Genomic DNA, 16,373 nt, shown 5'->3' on the forward strand with positions numbered 1-16,373 from the left:
AAAGCCCTCTGTTATTGCGGGCGGGACGCCTCTTCACGCAAGGCGCGGCGCAAAATTTTCCCGACGTTCGTCTTCGGCAGTTCGGCACGGAACTCGACAATGCGCGGCACTTTGTACGCCGCTAAGTTTTTTCGGCAATGGGCGATGATCTCTTCCTCACTTGCTTGCATCCCCTCTTTCAGGACGATGATCGCCTTCACCGTTTCGCCGCGGTACGGATCAGGCACACCAACTGCCGCCGCCTCTTTCATCGCTGGATGTTCGTACAGCACTTCTTCGATTTCACGCGGATAAATGTTATAGCCGCCGGCGATGATCAGATCTTTGGCAACTAGCTCTTTATGCACCTCATCCGGCCCATCGGCCAGACGGAGCGTGCGCGAGTTCGCCCACATGGCAGCAAGCGGAAAATCGTTGCTCACCCCAGCGGCGCCAAACGCCTGAATGGCACGGTCGATCACTTTTAAGGCGACATTCGGAGCGACAACTTTAATCATGGCAATTTCTTTGCGCGCCGCTTTGTTGCCGACCGTATCCATCATGTACGCCGCCTTCATTGTCAACAGGCGCGCCTGCTCGATCTCAATGCGCGACTGAGCGATCCAATCGCGAATGACGCCATGGTCCGCAAGCCGCTTGCCGAACGCCACCCGCGACTGCACGCGCCGGCACATAAACTCAAGCGCCCGCTCCGCCGCTCCAATCAAGCGCATGCAATGGTGGATCTGTCCCGGTCCAAGCCGCCCTTGGGCGATGGCAAACCCTTTCCCTTCGCCCCAAATGATGTTCTCTTTCGGCACGCGCACATGGTCATACGTAATTTCGGCATGCCCGTGCGGCGCATGGTCAAAGCCGAACACCGGCAGCATCCGTTCGATTTTCACGCCCGGCGTATCAAGCGGAACGATGATCATCGACTGCTGCTCATGTTTTGGCGCATCGGGGTTCGTTTTTCCCATCACGATGGCGACTTTGCAGCGCGGGTCGCCGGCGCCGGACGACCACCATTTCCGTCCGGTGATGACATACTCATCGCCGTCGCGAACGATCGAAGCGCGAATGTTCGTCGCATCGCTCGACGCGACATCCGGCTCCGTCATCGAAAAGCACGAGCGGATTTCTCCGTTCAAGAGCGGGATGAACCATTTCCGCTTTTGTTCTTCTGTTCCATAGCGGACGAGTACTTCCATGTTGCCGGTATCCGGCGCATTGCAGTTGAACACTTCCGGAGCAATGAGCGAACGGCCCATAATTTCGCAAAGCGGCGCGTATTCGACGTTCGTTAAGCCGGCTCCGTATTCGCTGTCCGGCAAAAACAAGTTCCATAGCCCTTCTTTTTTCGCTTTTTCCTTCAGCTCTTCGATGATGGGCGGCACCCCTGACCATCTTGACTCTTGGGCGTTCAGCTGCTCCTCATACACCCTTTCGTTCGGATAAATGTACTCTTCAATGAAAGCGCTTAATTTTTTGATCAACTCTTGGACTTTCGGCGAATAGGAAAAGTCCATGTCATCCCCTCCCTGTATACTAACCGGTTAGTATGTGCCCTTTATTTCTACTATACCTCGACCAAAAGAAATATTCAATATTTTTTGATAAATATATCTCACATTCAAAAAAAGAGAGGACGAATCCGCCCCCCCATGTCACTGTCTGATATAGCGTTTGTACAATGCTTGCGTGCCGCTGTTTTCCTCACCGGCTTGCGCCAGCTCCTCATACATTTGTTTGGCGAGCGCCAGGCCTGGCAGCGGCAAGTTCATCCGCTCGGCTTCCTCAAGCGCAATTTTCATATCTTTAATGAAATGCTTGACGTAAAACCCCGGAGCAAAATCTCCTGACAACATGCGCGGCGCCAAGTTGCTCAGCGACCAGCTGCCGGCTGCCCCTTTGGCGATGCTTTCCAACACTTTGAATGGATCAAGACCAGCCCGCTTCGCATACGCCATGGCCTCGCAAACGCCGATCATATTGGTGGCGATGGCAATTTGGTTGCACATTTTCGTATGCTGGCCGGCTCCAGCTCCTCCTTGCCGCACGATGTTCGTGCCAAGCCGCTCGAGAATCGGCTTGCACGCCAAAAAGACGTCCTCATCACCGCCGACCATAATCGTCAACGTTCCTTCGCGCGCGCCGATGTCGCCGCCGGACACCGGGGCGTCCAAAGCATGGATGCCCTTTTGCTTGGCCGCCTCGTAAATCGATTGCGCGAGCGTCGGCGTTGACGTCGTCATATCGATGACATATGTTCCCGGCCGCGCATTCTCCAAAATGCCGCCCTCGCCGAAATACACTTGCTCGACATCGTGAGGATCGCCAACCATCGTCATGACGACATCCGCCTCCCGCGCCAAATCAGCAACCGTTTCCTTCCAAACCGCTCCTTCCTGAAGCAAGTCTTCCGCCTTTTCTTTTGTGCGTGTATAAGCTAGAAGTGGATAGCCCGCCTTCAGCAAGTGGCGCGCCATGCTTTTCCCCATGACGCCAAGGCCGATAAACCCGATCGTTTTCAACGCTGTCCTCTCCCTTCTTGTCCGTTTGGCCGCAAGTGCCCAGCGATCTGGCCACCACCTGCGCTTCGCTTAGCAGCGGAGGCTTCTTTCGAAAATCGTTAAATCGCTTTGACCATGCCGCCGTCGACGATCAACGCTTGTCCGGTGACGTACGAGTTCGCTTCAGACAATAGAAAGACGACGACGTTCGCAAATTCTTCCGGCGTCCCGTAGCGGCCGAGTGGAATGGCGCTTTTCATGCGCGCTTCCATTTCCTCTTTTGTAATGCCAAGCTTTTCGGCGTTCACCTTATCTAAAAAGGCGACGCGTTCTGTCGCAATCCGCCCGGGAGCGACGGTGTTGATCAAAATGTTGTCCCGCGCGAATTCCGTCGCCAACGTTTTCGTCAGCCCGACAATCCCGGTGCGAAACGTGTTCGACAAAATCAAGCCCGGAATCGGTTCTTTGATCGATGACGAAGCGATGTTGACAATTTTGCCGCCGTTTTTCTTTAAATATGGCAGCGCTTCACGAATCAGCCGAATGTAGCTCAATAAATTGAGCTCAAACGCATATTGCCAGTCTTCGTCGCTCACCGTTTCAAACGTTCCCGCCGGAGGGCCGCCGGCGTTGTTGACGAGCAAATCGATCGTCCCAAACGTTTCGACCGTTTTGGCGACCAGCTGGCGGATGTCTTCCGCCTTCGTCACATCTGCACGCGTGTAGGCGACGCGTCCCTTATGCAGCCCATTCAACTCCTCGGCTGCTTCCTGCAGCTTTTCTTCGTTCCGGCTCGTGATCATCACGTTCGCTCCTTCGAGCACAAGCGCCCGGGCGACCGCTTTGCCGAGCCCTTGGCTTGAGGCGGCGACCAATGCCGTTTTTCCGGCTAATCCGTACTCCATTGCCATCCCCCCCGAAAAATAGTCATATTAAGTAAATAATATTCGCGTTTGTTCGCCGTTTTCCTTCTTTTTTCGTTCACGAAAAAAGCGATCCGCTGGGCGAATCACTTTTTTCCTTCCATGAGAGAGCGAAATCGCTTCATTCCTTCCTCGACAGCAAGGGAGTCGACGTGAAACGGGTCAGGGTTGGCCGCCCGCATCGGATCGGCGTCAATCCGTACACCGATTGCCTTGGCGCCGTCGGCAGTTGCATCGTTGATGATGCTTTCGTGGGCGCCGTCACGGTGAAAGGAATGTGGATGGTCGTTTCGTCCGCGTTCCGGCATCAATGGTTCCCTCCTTTTTGCTTGTAGTGTACCACCGCATCGCGCAATCATGCCTTTTCGGTTCCGAATCGCGCTTTCCTTCAAAAACAGGTGACTGCACTTTTCTTTTTGTTCTTTTCCAAAAAAGGGGCTAACCCAAAAGGCTGTCTGTCTTCAGTATAGACACAAAATATAGTGCGGAAGAAGCGGTCGGTGTATATATAGAAACGAAAGAGGGTGTCCCGATCCTTTTGGGACATCCCCCGTTCCTGCCTTGGTTAGCTTTCCAACAATAAGTCTTCCGGATTTTCGATCAAGTCTTTCACCGTTTTCAAGAACCCGACGGCCTCTTTGCCATCGATAATGCGATGGTCGTACGACAAAGCAACATACATCATCGGCCGGTTTTCGATCCGCTCTTCGTCGATGGCGACCGGGCGCAGTTTGATCGAATGCATCCCTAAAATGCCGACTTGCGGGCCGTTGAGAAGCGGAGTCGACAGAAGCGAGCCGAAGACGCCGCCGTTTGTGATCGTAAACGTGCCGCCTTGCAAATCGGCAAGCGACAACTTATTGCTACGTGCTTTCGCCACCAATTCGGCAATGTCGCGCTCAATTTCGGCGAAGTTTTTCCGGTCGCAGTCGCGCACAACCGGAACGACAAGCCCTTCATCCGTCGATACGGCAACGCCGATATCGTAATATTTTTTCAGCAAAATCTCATCGCCTTGGATCTCCGCGTTGACGTACGGATATTTTTTCAGCGCCGCGACAGCCGCTTTGACGAAAAACGACATAAAGCCAAGGCGGACGTCATGCTCTTCGAAAAATTTATCTTTTTTCCGCTTGCGCAAATCGATGACCGCCGACATGTCAATTTCGTTAAATGTCGTCAACATCGCGGTCGTTTGCGTCACTTCCAGCAGCCGTTTGGCGATCGTTTGCCGACGGCGCGACATTTTTTCGCGGATGACCGGCTTGCCGGCCTCAGCGGTTGGAACGGCGGCCGGCGTCGACGTCGGCGCGGCTTGCGGCGCCGGCTGCGGAGCGGCGGCCGGCTGAGCGGCAAACGAGGCGACGTCTTGTTTGCGCACGCGTCCAAGCGGATCAACGGTCGGCACTTGCGTCAAGTCGATCCCTTTTTCACGCGCCATTTTCCGAGCAGCCGGCGAAGCAATCGGTCGTTGGCCTGGCGCTTGGGCAACCGCAACCGGCTGCGGCGCTGGCTGCTCAGCACGGTCGACCGGCACAGCCGGTTTTGGTTCCTCGGCCAGCTGCGGCGCCTTCTCTGGTGCAGGCGGTGCCGACGCCGCTCCTTCTCCGATAATGGCGATCGCTTGACCGACCGCAACCGTATCGCCTTCATTGGCAAGCAGCTGTTGCAAAACACCTGACTCTTCCGCCATAATTTCCACGTTCACTTTATCCGTTTCAAGCTCGCAAATTGATTCTCCTTTTTCCACGTAGTCGCCCGGTTTTTTCAGCCATTGGGCGATCGTTCCCTCCGTGATGGATTCTGCTAACTCTGGGACTTTGATCTCAGCCACGTTGATGCCCTCCTCAAATGTTCCGTAGTCATCATTCATGCTTCGTCAATGCACAGCGGATGATGCGCTCTTGCTCTTTTCGGTGGACGACCGGATCGCCTTCCGCCGGGCTGGCCCGCCGGCGCCGCCCAATGTAGCTGACATCGACACCCTCTGGAGCCAACGCCCGCAGACGCGGTTCCATATACAGCCATGCCCCCATGTTTTTCGGTTCTTCTTGCACCCAGACGAGCTCTTTGACGTTCGGATAGCGGGCGATGATGTCTTTCACCGCTTCTTCCGGGAACGGATACAGCTCTTCAATGCGCACGATATGCAGCCAGTCAAGACCTTCCATTTTGCCGATTTGTTCCGCCAAATCGATCATCAATTTTCCGGTGCCAAACACGATGCGTTCCACTTTGCCAGCGTCAGCGCCCAATCCCGGCTGTTCGAGCACCGGCGAGAACGCGCCGTCAACGAACGCTTCCGCATCCGACGCCGCCAGCGGATGGCGGAGCAAGCTTTTTGGCGTCATAATGATGAGCGGACGCACTTCTTCTCTTGTCAACAGCGCCGCCTGCCGCCGCAAAATATGGAAATATTGCGCGGCCGTCGATAAGTTGGCAACCGTCCAGTTGTTTTCCGCCGCCAGCTGCAAAAAGCGCTCGACGCGGCCGCTTGAATGTTCAGGGCCTTGCCCTTCGTAGCCGTGCGGCAAGAGCATGACAAGCCCGGATTTTTGCCCCCATTTCGCCCGGCCGGATGAAATGAATTGATCAAACATCACTTGCGCCATGTTGGCGAAGTCGCCAAATTGCGCTTCCCAAAGCACGAGCGTCTCCGGCGCGTAAACGTTGTATCCGTATTCATAGCCGAGCACGGCGGCTTCCGTCAGCGGGCTGTTGTACACGACAAACGACGCTTTGGCGCCGCTGATGTGGTGAAGCGGCACATACTCTTTACCGGTTTTCACGTCATGGAGCACCAAATGGCGCTGCGCAAACGTGCCGCGCTGCGAATCTTGCCCGGTCAAGCGGATCGGCACGCCGTCTTGCAAAATCGTGGCGAACGCCAAAATTTCCGCGTGCGCCCAATCGACTTTGCCGTTTTGCGCAAACACGCCGCTTCGCCGTTTTAAAATGCGCTCAAGCTTGTTAAAGACGTTGAATCCGTCCGGAAACTGCAACAATTCTTCGTTCACCCGATGGAGCACGTCTTTCGCCACGCTTGTTTTCACTTCCGGCAGCCGATCGACGACCGGTTTGGGCGGATCCATGATGAAATCAAGCTCGTCTTCGTTTTTCGGCACCCGCTCGTAGGCGATTTTCAGCCGTTCCGCCACCTCTTGCTCCATTTCGTCGACTTCCCGCTCGGTGATGATCCCTTTTTCCATCAATTTTTGCGCATACAGCCGGCGTACGGTCGGATGTTGGTTGATGATCGCGTACATCGTCGGGTTCGTCGCCATCGGCTCATCCATTTCATTATGACCGAAACGGCGGTAACCGATTAGGTCAATGACAAAGTCTTTTTTAAACCGCTGGCGGTAGGCAAACGCCAAGCATGCGGCCGCCAAACAAGCCTCCGGGTCGTCGGCATTGACGTGCACAATCGGCACCTCAAACCCTTTCGCCATATCGGAAGCATACGTCGTCGAGCGTGAATCGTAACTCTCCGTCGTAAAGCCAATCATGTTGTTGGCGATGATATGGATCGTCCCGCCGGTCGTATAGCCGCGCAGCTGGCTTAAGTTGAGCGTTTCCGCGACGATCCCTTGTCCCGGGAACGCGGCATCGCCGTGAATCAAGATGGCAAACGACGCATCAGTATTTTGCACCGGCACGCCTGGTTTTGTCCGATCTTCTTGCGCGGCGCGCGTGTAGCCAAGCACAACCGGATTGACCACTTCGAGATGGCTTGGGTTGTTAGCGAGCGTAATCCGCATCGTATGCACGCTTTTATTGCGAAGGCGGCGCGCCGCCCCCAAATGGTATTTCACGTCGCCCGTCCAGCCGTAGGTGATGGCCACCGCTCCTTCAGATGGAATAAAGTTTTTGCTCTCTGCATGCTGAAACTCGGCGAAAATCATTTCGTACGGCTTGCCGAGCACATGGGCAAGCACATTCAGCCGGCCGCGGTGCGCCATGCCGATGTTGACGGCGTCGATTTCATGTTCGATCGCTTGGCGGACGAGCTCATCCAAAAGCGGCACCATGGAATCAAGCCCTTCGATCGAAAACCGTTTTTGCCCGACATACGTCCGGTGGATGAACTTTTCAAACCCTTCCACTTCCGTCAGGCGGCGCAACAAAGCAACCCGCTCTTTGTTCGCCAGGCTCGGATAGTACGCTCCGGACTCAATTTGCTGGATGAGCCAGTTCCTTTCTTCTAGATTATGTACTTGCGAGAATTCAAACGCGATTTTGTCCGTGTAAATTTTGCGCAAATGCAAGATGGCGTCCCAGCCGTTTTTGACATGCGCCGGAGCGTGGGGACAAAGAAACGCGACCGGAATGCGCTTTAAATCCTCTTCCGTTAAATCGTATTCGTCAAGCTCCAAGCGGCACAGCTTTTTCTCCTTTTTGACAAGTGGATTCGTATCAGCAGCCAGATGGCCGTAATGGCGAATGCTGTCCGCCAGCTTGACGGCAGCGACAAGCTTGCTGAAAATCGTCGGCGTCTCCGGCAGCCGGAACGTTTGATGCGTTTTGGCCGCCTCGTCATCCGCAGAAGAAACCGGTTCTTCCAAAACCGGCGCCCCCCACTGTTCGAACAATTGTTTCAGTTCCGGGTCGATGCTGTTAGGGTCATCGAGGTACTGTTCATACATGTCGATGACATAACCGAGGTTCGGCCCGTAAAACTGGCTCCACGGTTGAGCGTAGTTCGTCTGTTTTGCCATCTTGAAAAAACCTCCACCTTGTTTTCGCATCGTTCGGGCTGGAAACAGCTATGCATGAAAGTCCTCATTTCGCTGCCAGCATCCCCAAACGTACAGCAAAATAAAAGTATAAACGTTTTCAATGTTTATTTTAGCACTATCGCCCACTAAAATCGACGAAGAAGCTGAAAAAATTTCACTATTGTATGAATACAAAAAAAGATCGTGACTGCACGACGGCGGGACATTCATGATTTTAAGTAAACGCCGACCGACATTCATCTCCCGCTTATTTTGGACTGCACCCTGTACAAAGCGAAAGTGAAAGTCTCCTATTCGAAAATGATTGAACGCCTCTTGCCTGCGCAAACGTTTAGCGGTGGGAGATTCTTTGGAACAACCGCTCCACGACAGGCTTGCCAGCCAAGCCATCCTCGTGTGTCCCACGGTTCCGTTGTCTTACGAAGACAGCAAGCGAAATCCTTCTTTTTTTGGGCGGCGTTAGGGAACATCCTGATGCTTCATCCCCCACTTACGCACGCGGAAATGGGAGCCTTCTCGGCTAGAGATGATAAAAAAGGCGCCCCGTTGCCGCTAGGACGCCTTCTATTTTTTATGAAATCTTAAACTTCTCAACCAGTTGTTTCAACTGCCGGCTCATTTCGCTTAACGCCTCCGCCGATTCGGTCACCGTCGAAAGCGCCTGCAACTGATCATCAGCCGAAGCAGCCACTTCTTCCGCCGCTGCCGCTGCTTGTTGGGCGATGGCGGCGATGTTTTGCATCGCCCCGACGACATCGTCTTTGCTCGCGTTCATCCGCTTTGCTTCCTCCATAATCCCAGCAAGCGCATCAGCCACTTGCTCCATCATGCCAGTGATTTTGACAAATGAATCGCCGGTCGTGTGCACCGCTTCCCGCTGTTCGTCGTACGCCTGCTTGGAGCGGCGGACCGCCTCCATCACCAGCCCGGCTTGCTGCTGGATGGCGGCGATCGTCGCGCGGATCATCTCCGTCGCTTTCGCGGATTGTTCGGCCAGCTTGCGCACTTCATCAGCGACAACGGCAAACCCTTTCCCATGCTCGCCAGCCCGCGCCGCCTCGATGCTGGCGTTTAACGCCAGCAAATTCGTCTGTCCGGAAATAGCCGTGATCGTTTGAATGACACCGTCAATTTCATCCATCTTTTTCACAAGGTCGCTAATGACATTTTCTACAGACTCGAGTTCATTTTTCGCTTCCTCCGATTTTTTCTGCAAAATGTTTAAATGCTCCAAGCCGTCGTAGCTCGCGGTTTTCGTTTCATCGGACAGCGACTCCATGCCAGCCGTCGCATTCGCAACCGCTTCGATTTGCTGCGACAGCGCTGTTGTCCGCTCATTGATCGTATCAAGGCTTCCTGCTTGATCGGTCGTTCCTTTGGCGATTTCGCTGATCGCTTTGGCCACTTGTTCGCTTGTCGCCATCGTTTCCTCTGAGACGGCGCTTAAATGATCAGCCGAGGCGGCCAGCTCGTTGACCGATCGGTTCACTTCGCCGATCAGCGCGCGCATATGATCGATCATCTCGTTAAAATGGCGGGCGAGGCGGCCAATCTCATCTTTGGCAGTGATGCGCGCGTGCACCGTCAAGTCGCCGCCCGCCGCCTTTTCGACTTGCTCTTGCAGCGCCACAATCGGCTTGGTGATTGAGCGCGCTAAGAAATAAACGACGACCAAAGCGATGATAAACGCAATCACCGTAATGACAAGCATGGTTGCTCCGAGCGAGCGGCTCATCGCGGATAAATCGCTTTCTCTATAGACAGCGCCGACTTTCCAGCCAAGCTTTGGAATCGTAGTGAAGTAAATCACCCGCCGTTCGCCGTCTTGCTCATATTCGTGCATTCCTTTTTCATGCTCGAGCATGTAGCGGACCGTCGCGTTTTTCGCCATGTTTTTCCCCTTGTATTGTGGGTGGACAACCGCCGTCCCCTTCGCGTCAAACAGCACCGGATAGCCGTTATAGCCGACGTCGCTCGCATTGACGATTCTTGTCACCGCATCGAGCGTCATATCGATGCCGATGACCGCAGCAATGCGGCCGTTTTCGCTCACCGCTTTGGCCAACGTCACAACGTGCTTGCCGGTAATCGCATCGACGTACGGTTCGGTCCACACCACTTCATCCGGCCGCTTCATCGCCGCTTTATACCACGGGCGGCTCGTCGGATCGTATCCGTCCGGGAGCTCTGTCATCGGCGATATATACATTTTCTTCTGCTCGGTGCCAATATAGATGAATTGCACATTCTCATGCAGGCGCAAAAACGTGCGGAACTGTTTCTCAAGCTGCAGCCACATTTTTTCATCTTGAATCATTTGCAAAGCCAACGGCGATTCACTGAATTGCACTAAGCTATTCTCCTCACTTTGAAAACTGTCGCGAATATCGCCGAGCAGTCCGTCAAGCGCCGTCTGCGCCCGCTGTTTCACGTCAGCATCCACCATCTTCCGCATTTGCACAACCCCAACGAGTTGTGTTGCTGCCAATGAAATCACTAACAATAAAGCCATCAAGACGATCAATTTGCTGCGCAATGTCCGGAACACTCTCTATTTCTCCCCTCTGTTTCCTCTTTTTGTCGAACCACGTCCATTATAATTATAAAAGGACAATCTTTGTCGAACCACGTCCATTATAATTATAAAAGGACAATCGTCCTGCGTCTATAGGATGAGCTTCTTATTCATACATAGAGAGCCGCGCCTGTGGGACATTAAACGTAGGCAGGTGAACCACAATGGGCGCGATTGAACATGAGGGCTATATATTTGAGATCGAATACAGCGTCTTGCTGCAAAAAGGGGCGCTGCACGTTTATCGCGACGGTGAATTGATTGAGGAAATTGAGTTTGCATTTTGCGGCGAAAAGCCCGATGAACAGCAAATCGATGCGCTTGTGAGCGAGTATGTCGAGCAAAAAACCTCCGGCCGCTGTTAGTTGTCGGAGGCTTTTCTTGCCATTTTTTCACGTTTTCCGTTATGATGAGGGTAAAAAAGCAAGGGGGATCAGCATGTACGATAAACATTTATACGTCTTTGACGGCAACACCCCGCGCGAAGCGGTCATCCGCAACTATACGACAGACGACTTTGCTGATCTCATCCGCGTGCAGCAAGAAAGTTTAGAAGACGAAGAATCGCTCAACCATGCCGTGTTAATGGAATGGCGCAATCCGTTCAAGCAAAAACAAGGACACAATTGACAGAAACGAAAAAAAGGAATCACCCGCATCGGCCGCGAACTAAGAAAAGGAGAACGACCGACGGAAAAGAATCGCGGCCGATGAAATCGATTTTGTATAGTGATCCGCTTGCTCCTTTGCTTATTCGCAATGAATTGTTTTCCCTGCTGCCAGCGCACATTTCCCGTTTGACCGTCGTTTGCATCGGCAGCAGCCGCATCAACGGCGACAGCTTAGGGCCGTTCGTCGGCACGCTGCTGGAAAACGCTTATCCGGATCATTTGACCGTCATCGGTAACTTAGGAAGCCTGTCGATGCAACGAACATTCATCGTGTTTCCGAGCGGCTGCAACACGAGCGCGGAGCGTATGTGGTGGCAATCGACAGCATTGTCGGGCCGCAGCCGTTTGTCCATACGATCGCCATCCGCCCTGGCGCCCTTTCCCCTGGCACGGCGCTCGGCAAATCGCTGCCACCGGTCGGAGACATCAGCGTCATGGGAGTCATGATGGAGGACACGGCCGATGTAAGCGCGCTTCCGTATACGAATTTGCACATAGTTTACCAAATGGCGAAAGTTATCGCTATCGGCCTTTCGCTTACGGTCCGGCAGCGGTATGGCTATGAATCGTCGACGCCGCTGTTGGCATAACGCAAAACGAAAAAAGCGCGGCGAACGTAAACGTCGCCACGCTTTCATTCAGGCAAGTGAAAATGTTCGTTTGACAAACGACACGACTTCCTCAGCCGTGCCGAGCGACAACACCGTCTCTTTGATGCGAGCCGCCTCTTCTTTCGCCAATTGTTTCAACTGAGCGCGCGCCGGCAAAATCGAGGTGGCGCTCATGCTGAACTCATCAAGGCCAAGAGCAAGCAAAATCGGAATCGCGATCGGGTCGCCGGCCATTTCCCCGCACATCCCGACCCATTTTCCTTCGCGATGGGCGGCATCGATCACGTGGCTGATGAGCCGCAAAATCGCCGGGTTGTACGGCTGGTACAAATACGCAACCCGCTCATTCATCCGATCGGCCGCCATCGTATATTGGATCAGGTCGTTCGTTCCAATGCTGAAGAAATCGACTTCTTTCGCAAACTGGTCCGCCATGACGGCAGCTGCCGGGATTTCCACCATCATGCCGACTTCAATTCCATCCGCAACGGCAACCCCTTGGCGGAGGAGCGCCTCTTTTTCTTCAAGCAAAATGGCTTTCGCTTGGCGGAATTCATCGAGCGTCGCAATCATCGGGAACATGATTTTCAAATTGCCGTGCACGCTCGCCCGCAGCAAGGCGCGCAGCTGCGTGCGGAACATGTCTTGCATCTCAAGGCAAAGGCGGATCGCCCGGAACCCTAAGAACGGATTCATTTCTTTCGGCAGCTGCAAATACGGCAGCTCTTTGTCGCCGCCAATGTCAAGCGTCCGCACAACGACCGGCTTGCCATTCATTTGTTCCAGCACCGTTTTGTAAGCCACAAACTGTTCGTCTTCCGTCGGCAGTTCCGAGCGTCCCATGTATAGAAATTCTGTGCGATACAATCCGATTCCTTCCGCTCCGTTCGCCAACGCTCCTTTCACATCGTCTGGCGTGCCGATGTTGGCAGCCAGCTCGACATGAATGCCGTCAGCCGTCACGGTCGACTCGTGAACGAGTTTCGCCCATTCTGCCTTTTGCGCCTCGTAGCGGGCCCGTTTTTGTTCATATTGGGCGAGCAACTCCGGCGATGGATTGATGATTACTTGGCCGTCGAGCCCATCGACAATGACGATGTCGCCGTTTTTTACTTCCGCCGTCACCGTCTTCGTGCCGACGACGGCAGGGATTTCGAGCGAACGGGCCATAATTGCTGAATGCGACGTCCGCCCGCCGATGTCGGTGGCAAATCCTTTCACATATTGGCGGTTCAGCTGCGCCGTATCAGATGGCGTCAAGTCTTCCGCGATAATAACGACTTCCTCAGAAATGAGGCTCGGGTTCGAGATCGTGACACCGAGCAGATGGGCGAGGACGCGCTTTGTCACATCGCGGATGTCGGCGGCCCGTTCTTTCATATATTCATTGTCCATCGCCTCGAACATCGAGATGAAAAACGAGGCGGTTTCATCGAGAGCGTACTCGGCATTGACGCGCTCCGTTTGGATTTTTTCTTTAATCGGGTTCAACAATTCTGGGTCGTCAAGCACAAGCAAGTGGGCGGCAAAAATGGCCGCTTTGTCTTCGCCAAGCTTTTCCAAGGCATGCTGCTTGATGGCTTCCAGCTCTTCTTTCGCTTTCGCCACCGCCGCCTCAAGCCGCGCTACTTCCGCTTCAACATCGGCAACAGCCCGTTTTTCGGCTGCCAAATCAGGGGTTTCTAAGCGGTATGCCTTCGCGATGGCAATACCGCTCGATGCAGCAATCCCATGGATCGTTTTTTCGCGGATTGCGTTTCCCATTATTCTGCAAGGCCTTCTTTCGCCAACGTATCCGTTAACGCCGCCATTGCTTCCGCCGCATCGTCCCCTTCTGCCGTGATTTTGATCGTTGCCCCTTTCGGAATGCCTAACGACATGACGCCCATGATCGATTTTAAGTTCACTGTTTTGCCGTTGTACTCAAGCTGGATTTCGCTGTTGAATTTGCTCGCCGTTTGCACCAAAATCGTCGCCGGACGAGCGTGGATGCCGGAATCCGAAACGACTTTAAACGTTTTTTCTGCCATGTTCACCATTCCCCTTTTTTTCAATTTTTAATTTTTCCTTTGCCATCATATCAAATGCAGGGGCGGGATGGCAACGGAAAATGCTTGTCCCCGCCCCGCGGCGAATAAGCAGCTTAGCGGATCGTCACAACAGCGTCTTCTCCTCGAGCAACTGAGCCTTGCTTGTTGACGTGAACCGTTTCGCCGGCTTGGAGATTCGTGAAAATCACCGGTGTGACGATCGATGGGGCGTTCTGTTTGACATAATCAAGGTCGACGCGCAAAATCGGCTGTCCTTTTTTCACTTCGTCGCCTTCCTTCACAAGCGCTTCAAACCCTTGGCCGTTCAGCTTCACCGTATCGATGCCGACGTGGATCAACATTTCATGCCCGCCGGCCGACTGAATGCCAATGGCGTGCTTCGTCGGAAAGACGTTGATGATCTTCCCATCAACCGGAGAGACGACCGTGCCGTCCGTCGGCATGACTGCGAACCCATCGCCCATCATTTTTTGCGAAAACACTTGGTCCGGCACTTCAGCGAGCGGAACGATTTCTCCGGACATCGGCGAAGCGATCGTTTCGGACTCCGCGGCTTCCGAAGCCGCTGTTTTCGGCTTTTCTTCTTCCGCCGCACGGGCCGGCGCTTTTCCTTGCATGATGTCTTGAATTTGCCCTTTTAACATATCCGATTTCGGACCGAAAATCGCTTGCACGTTGTTGCCGACTTCCAGCACCCCGGCAGCGCCAAGCGCCTTCAGGCGGTCTTTATCGACTTGGCTAATGTCATGGACCGACACGCGCAAACGTGTAATGCAGGCGTCCAAATGTTCGATGTTTTCCTTTCCGCCAAGAGCAGCGAGCACTTTATACGGCAGGTCGCCAGCAGCGGCCGCCTCGGCTTTCGGTGCTTCCTCGACCGTTTTTTCCCGGCCTGGCGTCGCCAAATCCCATTTGCGGATCGCAAAGCGGAATCCGAAATAATAAATCACGGCAAACACCAAGCCGACCGGAATGACAAGCCACCATGCCGTCCGGTTTGGCAGAACGCCAAACAGCAAGAAGTCAATGACCCCGCCGGAGAAGGTCATCCCGATTTTGACGTTCAACAAGTGCATGATCATAAACGACAAGCCGGCAAAAACGCAGTGAATGGCAAACAGCGCCGGGGCGACAAACAAGAACGAAAATTCGATCGGTTCGGTAATCCCGGTCAAAAACGATGTCAACGCAGCCGATCCCATAATGCCGGCCACAACTTTTTTGTTTTCCGGCCGCGCTTCATGGTAAATCGCAAGCGCCGCTGCTGGAAGGCCGAACATCATAAACGGAAACTTCCCGGTCATGAACGTGCCGGCCGTCAGTTCCACGCCGTCTTTCAGCTGCTCGAAAAAGATTTTTTGGTCGCCATGGACCACTTGCCCGGCTTTATTGACGTATTCGCCAAATTCAAACCAAAACGGTGCATAGAAAATATGATGCAAGCCAAACGGAATCAACGCCCGTTCGATGACGCCGAAAATAAAGGCGGCCAACGTTTTGTTCGCCTCGATCATATTGTGCGAAAACGCATTGAGCCCGTGCTGAATCGGCGGCCAGATGAATGTCATGATAATGCCGAGCACGACCGCAGACGCCGCCGTCACGATCGGCACGAACCGCTTGCCGGCAAAAAAGCCGAGATATTGAGGCAGTTCGATATTGAAGTATTTGTTGTACATGTACGCGGCCAAAATCCCGACGATAATCCCGCCAAAGACGCCGGTTTGCAGCGTCGGGATGCCGAGAATGTTGGCATACGACGGGTCAGCGCCGACCATATCGGCCGTTACACCTAAGATGACGCTCATCGTCACGTTCATAATCAAGTAGCCGATGATCGCCGCCAAGCCTGCGACTCCGTCCCCGCCGGCAAGGCCGATCGCTACGCCGACCGCAAACAAGAGCGACAAGTTGGAGAAGACGATGCCGCCCGCTTGCTCCATCACGTTGGAGATGAGCACGACCCAATCGGCTTTTAATGCGGGAATTTTATCCGTGAGCGCCGGGTTTTTCAACGCATTGCCAAACGCCAGCAAAATCCCGGCCGCCGGCAAAATCGCCACCGGCAACATGAGCGCTTTCCCGACTTTTTGCAGCGTGCCAAACGCTCGCTTCATCTTCATAACCTCCTTTAGGTTTCTTTTCTTAAGTTTTGCAGCAAACAGCGGATTCATGTATCGAAAATGGAGCGGACGCTTCCGAGGGGCATCGGCGCAATAAAAAAGCATGACTAAAGAAAGGCAAAAAGAACGCTTACAACAGCGCACATACATTCGCAGCTGTTGCCGCCTTATTTGCCCTCTTTACTCAT

General features: G+C 53.8%; 10 protein-coding genes and 3 pseudogenes. 3 read left to right on the top strand and 10 right to left on the bottom strand.

The window, feature by feature from the left end; all coding sequences use genetic code 11:
* Window positions 1–11: 11 nt before the first annotated feature.
* The 7 genes and pseudogenes from AP057_RS05175 to AP057_RS05205 form a co-directional block, all read right to left on the bottom strand.
* Window positions 12–1,508, bottom strand: a complete 1,497-nt coding sequence (locus AP057_RS05175) for an acyl-CoA dehydrogenase family protein (RefSeq protein ID WP_082432193.1) — start codon at window positions 1,506–1,508, stop codon at window positions 12–14.
* 138 nt (window positions 1,509–1,646) lie between these two features.
* Window positions 1,647–2,543, bottom strand: a pseudogene (locus AP057_RS05180) (NAD(P)-dependent oxidoreductase); the annotation flags it as partial.
* A gap of 68 nt (window positions 2,544–2,611) precedes the next feature.
* A complete protein-coding gene (locus AP057_RS05185) occupies window positions 2,612–3,397 on the bottom strand; it encodes an SDR family oxidoreductase (RefSeq protein ID WP_015374318.1) in 786 nt (261 codons plus the stop codon).
* A 104-nt stretch (window positions 3,398–3,501) separates the two neighbouring features.
* A complete protein-coding gene (locus AP057_RS05190) occupies window positions 3,502–3,723 on the bottom strand; it encodes a hypothetical protein (RefSeq protein ID WP_152968861.1) in 222 nt (73 codons plus the stop codon).
* A 257-nt stretch (window positions 3,724–3,980) separates the two neighbouring features.
* Window positions 3,981–5,249, bottom strand: coding sequence for a 2-oxoglutarate dehydrogenase complex dihydrolipoyllysine-residue succinyltransferase (gene odhB / locus AP057_RS05195; protein WP_055358232.1), 1,269 nt, complete (start codon window positions 5,247–5,249; stop codon window positions 3,981–3,983).
* A 31-nt stretch (window positions 5,250–5,280) separates the two neighbouring features.
* On the bottom strand, window positions 5,281–8,133 hold the full coding sequence (locus AP057_RS05200) for a 2-oxoglutarate dehydrogenase E1 component (RefSeq protein ID WP_055358219.1): 2,853 nt from the start codon (window positions 8,131–8,133) through the stop codon (window positions 5,281–5,283).
* A 592-nt stretch (window positions 8,134–8,725) separates the two neighbouring features.
* Window positions 8,726–10,702, bottom strand: coding sequence for a methyl-accepting chemotaxis protein (locus tag AP057_RS05205; protein WP_055358220.1), 1,977 nt, complete (start codon window positions 10,700–10,702; stop codon window positions 8,726–8,728).
* A gap of 191 nt (window positions 10,703–10,893) precedes the next feature.
* Here AP057_RS05205 and AP057_RS05210 point away from each other — a divergent pair, with 191 nt between their 5' ends.
* The 3 genes and pseudogenes from AP057_RS05210 to yyaC all read left to right on the top strand — a co-directional run bounded on the left by AP057_RS05210 (window position 10,894) and on the right by yyaC (window position 11,990).
* Complete coding sequence (locus AP057_RS05210) at window positions 10,894–11,094, top strand: YbxH family protein (RefSeq protein ID WP_055358221.1); 201 nt, start codon at window positions 10,894–10,896, stop codon at window positions 11,092–11,094.
* Window positions 11,063–11,278 (top strand): annotated as a pseudogene (locus tag AP057_RS18130) (GNAT family N-acetyltransferase); the annotation flags it as partial. The gene AP057_RS05210 and the pseudogene AP057_RS18130, both read left to right, overlap by 32 nt.
* A 161-nt stretch (window positions 11,279–11,439) precedes the next feature.
* Window positions 11,440–11,990: pseudogene (gene yyaC, locus AP057_RS18090) on the top strand (spore protease YyaC).
* A 48-nt stretch (window positions 11,991–12,038) separates the two neighbouring features.
* On the opposite strand, the gene ptsP reads toward yyaC, so the two are convergent.
* The 3 genes from ptsP to ptsG all read right to left on the bottom strand — a co-directional run bounded on the left by ptsP (window position 12,039) and on the right by ptsG (window position 16,179).
* Window positions 12,039–13,775 (bottom strand): phosphoenolpyruvate--protein phosphotransferase, encoded by a 1,737-nt coding sequence (gene ptsP / locus AP057_RS05225; protein ID WP_055358222.1) that lies wholly within the window; start codon window positions 13,773–13,775, stop codon window positions 12,039–12,041.
* A complete protein-coding gene (locus AP057_RS05230) occupies window positions 13,775–14,041 on the bottom strand; it encodes a phosphocarrier protein HPr (RefSeq protein ID WP_033017364.1) in 267 nt (88 codons plus the stop codon). Before AP057_RS05230 ends, ptsP begins: the two co-directional genes overlap by 1 nt.
* 113 nt (window positions 14,042–14,154) lie before the next feature.
* Window positions 14,155–16,179: a glucose-specific PTS transporter subunit IIBC gene (gene ptsG / locus AP057_RS05235; RefSeq protein WP_055358223.1), complete on the bottom strand. Its 2,025-nt coding sequence runs from the start codon at window positions 16,177–16,179 to the stop codon at window positions 14,155–14,157.
* Window positions 16,180–16,373 lie beyond the last annotated feature (194 nt).

This window comes from Geobacillus sp. Sah69 (genome assembly GCF_001414205.1).
Lineage (GTDB): Bacteria > Bacillota > Bacilli > Bacillales > Anoxybacillaceae > Geobacillus > Geobacillus stearothermophilus.

Coding starts and splice junctions, on each gene's coding strand:
- AP057_RS05175 (WP_082432193.1), bottom strand. CDS start 1,508: ATGGACTTTTCCTATTCGCCGAAAGTCCAAGAGTTGATCAAAAAATTA.
- AP057_RS05185 (WP_015374318.1), bottom strand. CDS start 3,397: ATGGAGTACGGATTAGCCGGAAAAACGGCATTGGTCGCCGCCTCAAGC.
- AP057_RS05190 (WP_152968861.1), bottom strand. CDS start 3,723: ATGCCGGAACGCGGACGAAACGACCATCCACATTCCTTTCACCGTGAC.
- AP057_RS05200 (WP_055358219.1), bottom strand. CDS start 8,133: ATGGCAAAACAGACGAACTACGCTCAACCGTGGAGCCAGTTTTACGGG.
- AP057_RS05210 (WP_055358221.1), top strand. CDS start 10,894: ATGGGCGCGATTGAACATGAGGGCTATATATTTGAGATCGAATACAGC.
- ptsP (WP_055358222.1), bottom strand. CDS start 13,775: ATGGGAAACGCAATCCGCGAAAAAACGATCCATGGGATTGCTGCATCG.
- AP057_RS05230 (WP_033017364.1), bottom strand. CDS start 14,041: ATGGCAGAAAAAACGTTTAAAGTCGTTTCGGATTCCGGCATCCACGCT.
- ptsG (WP_055358223.1), bottom strand. CDS start 16,179: ATGAAGCGAGCGTTTGGCACGCTGCAAAAAGTCGGGAAAGCGCTCATG.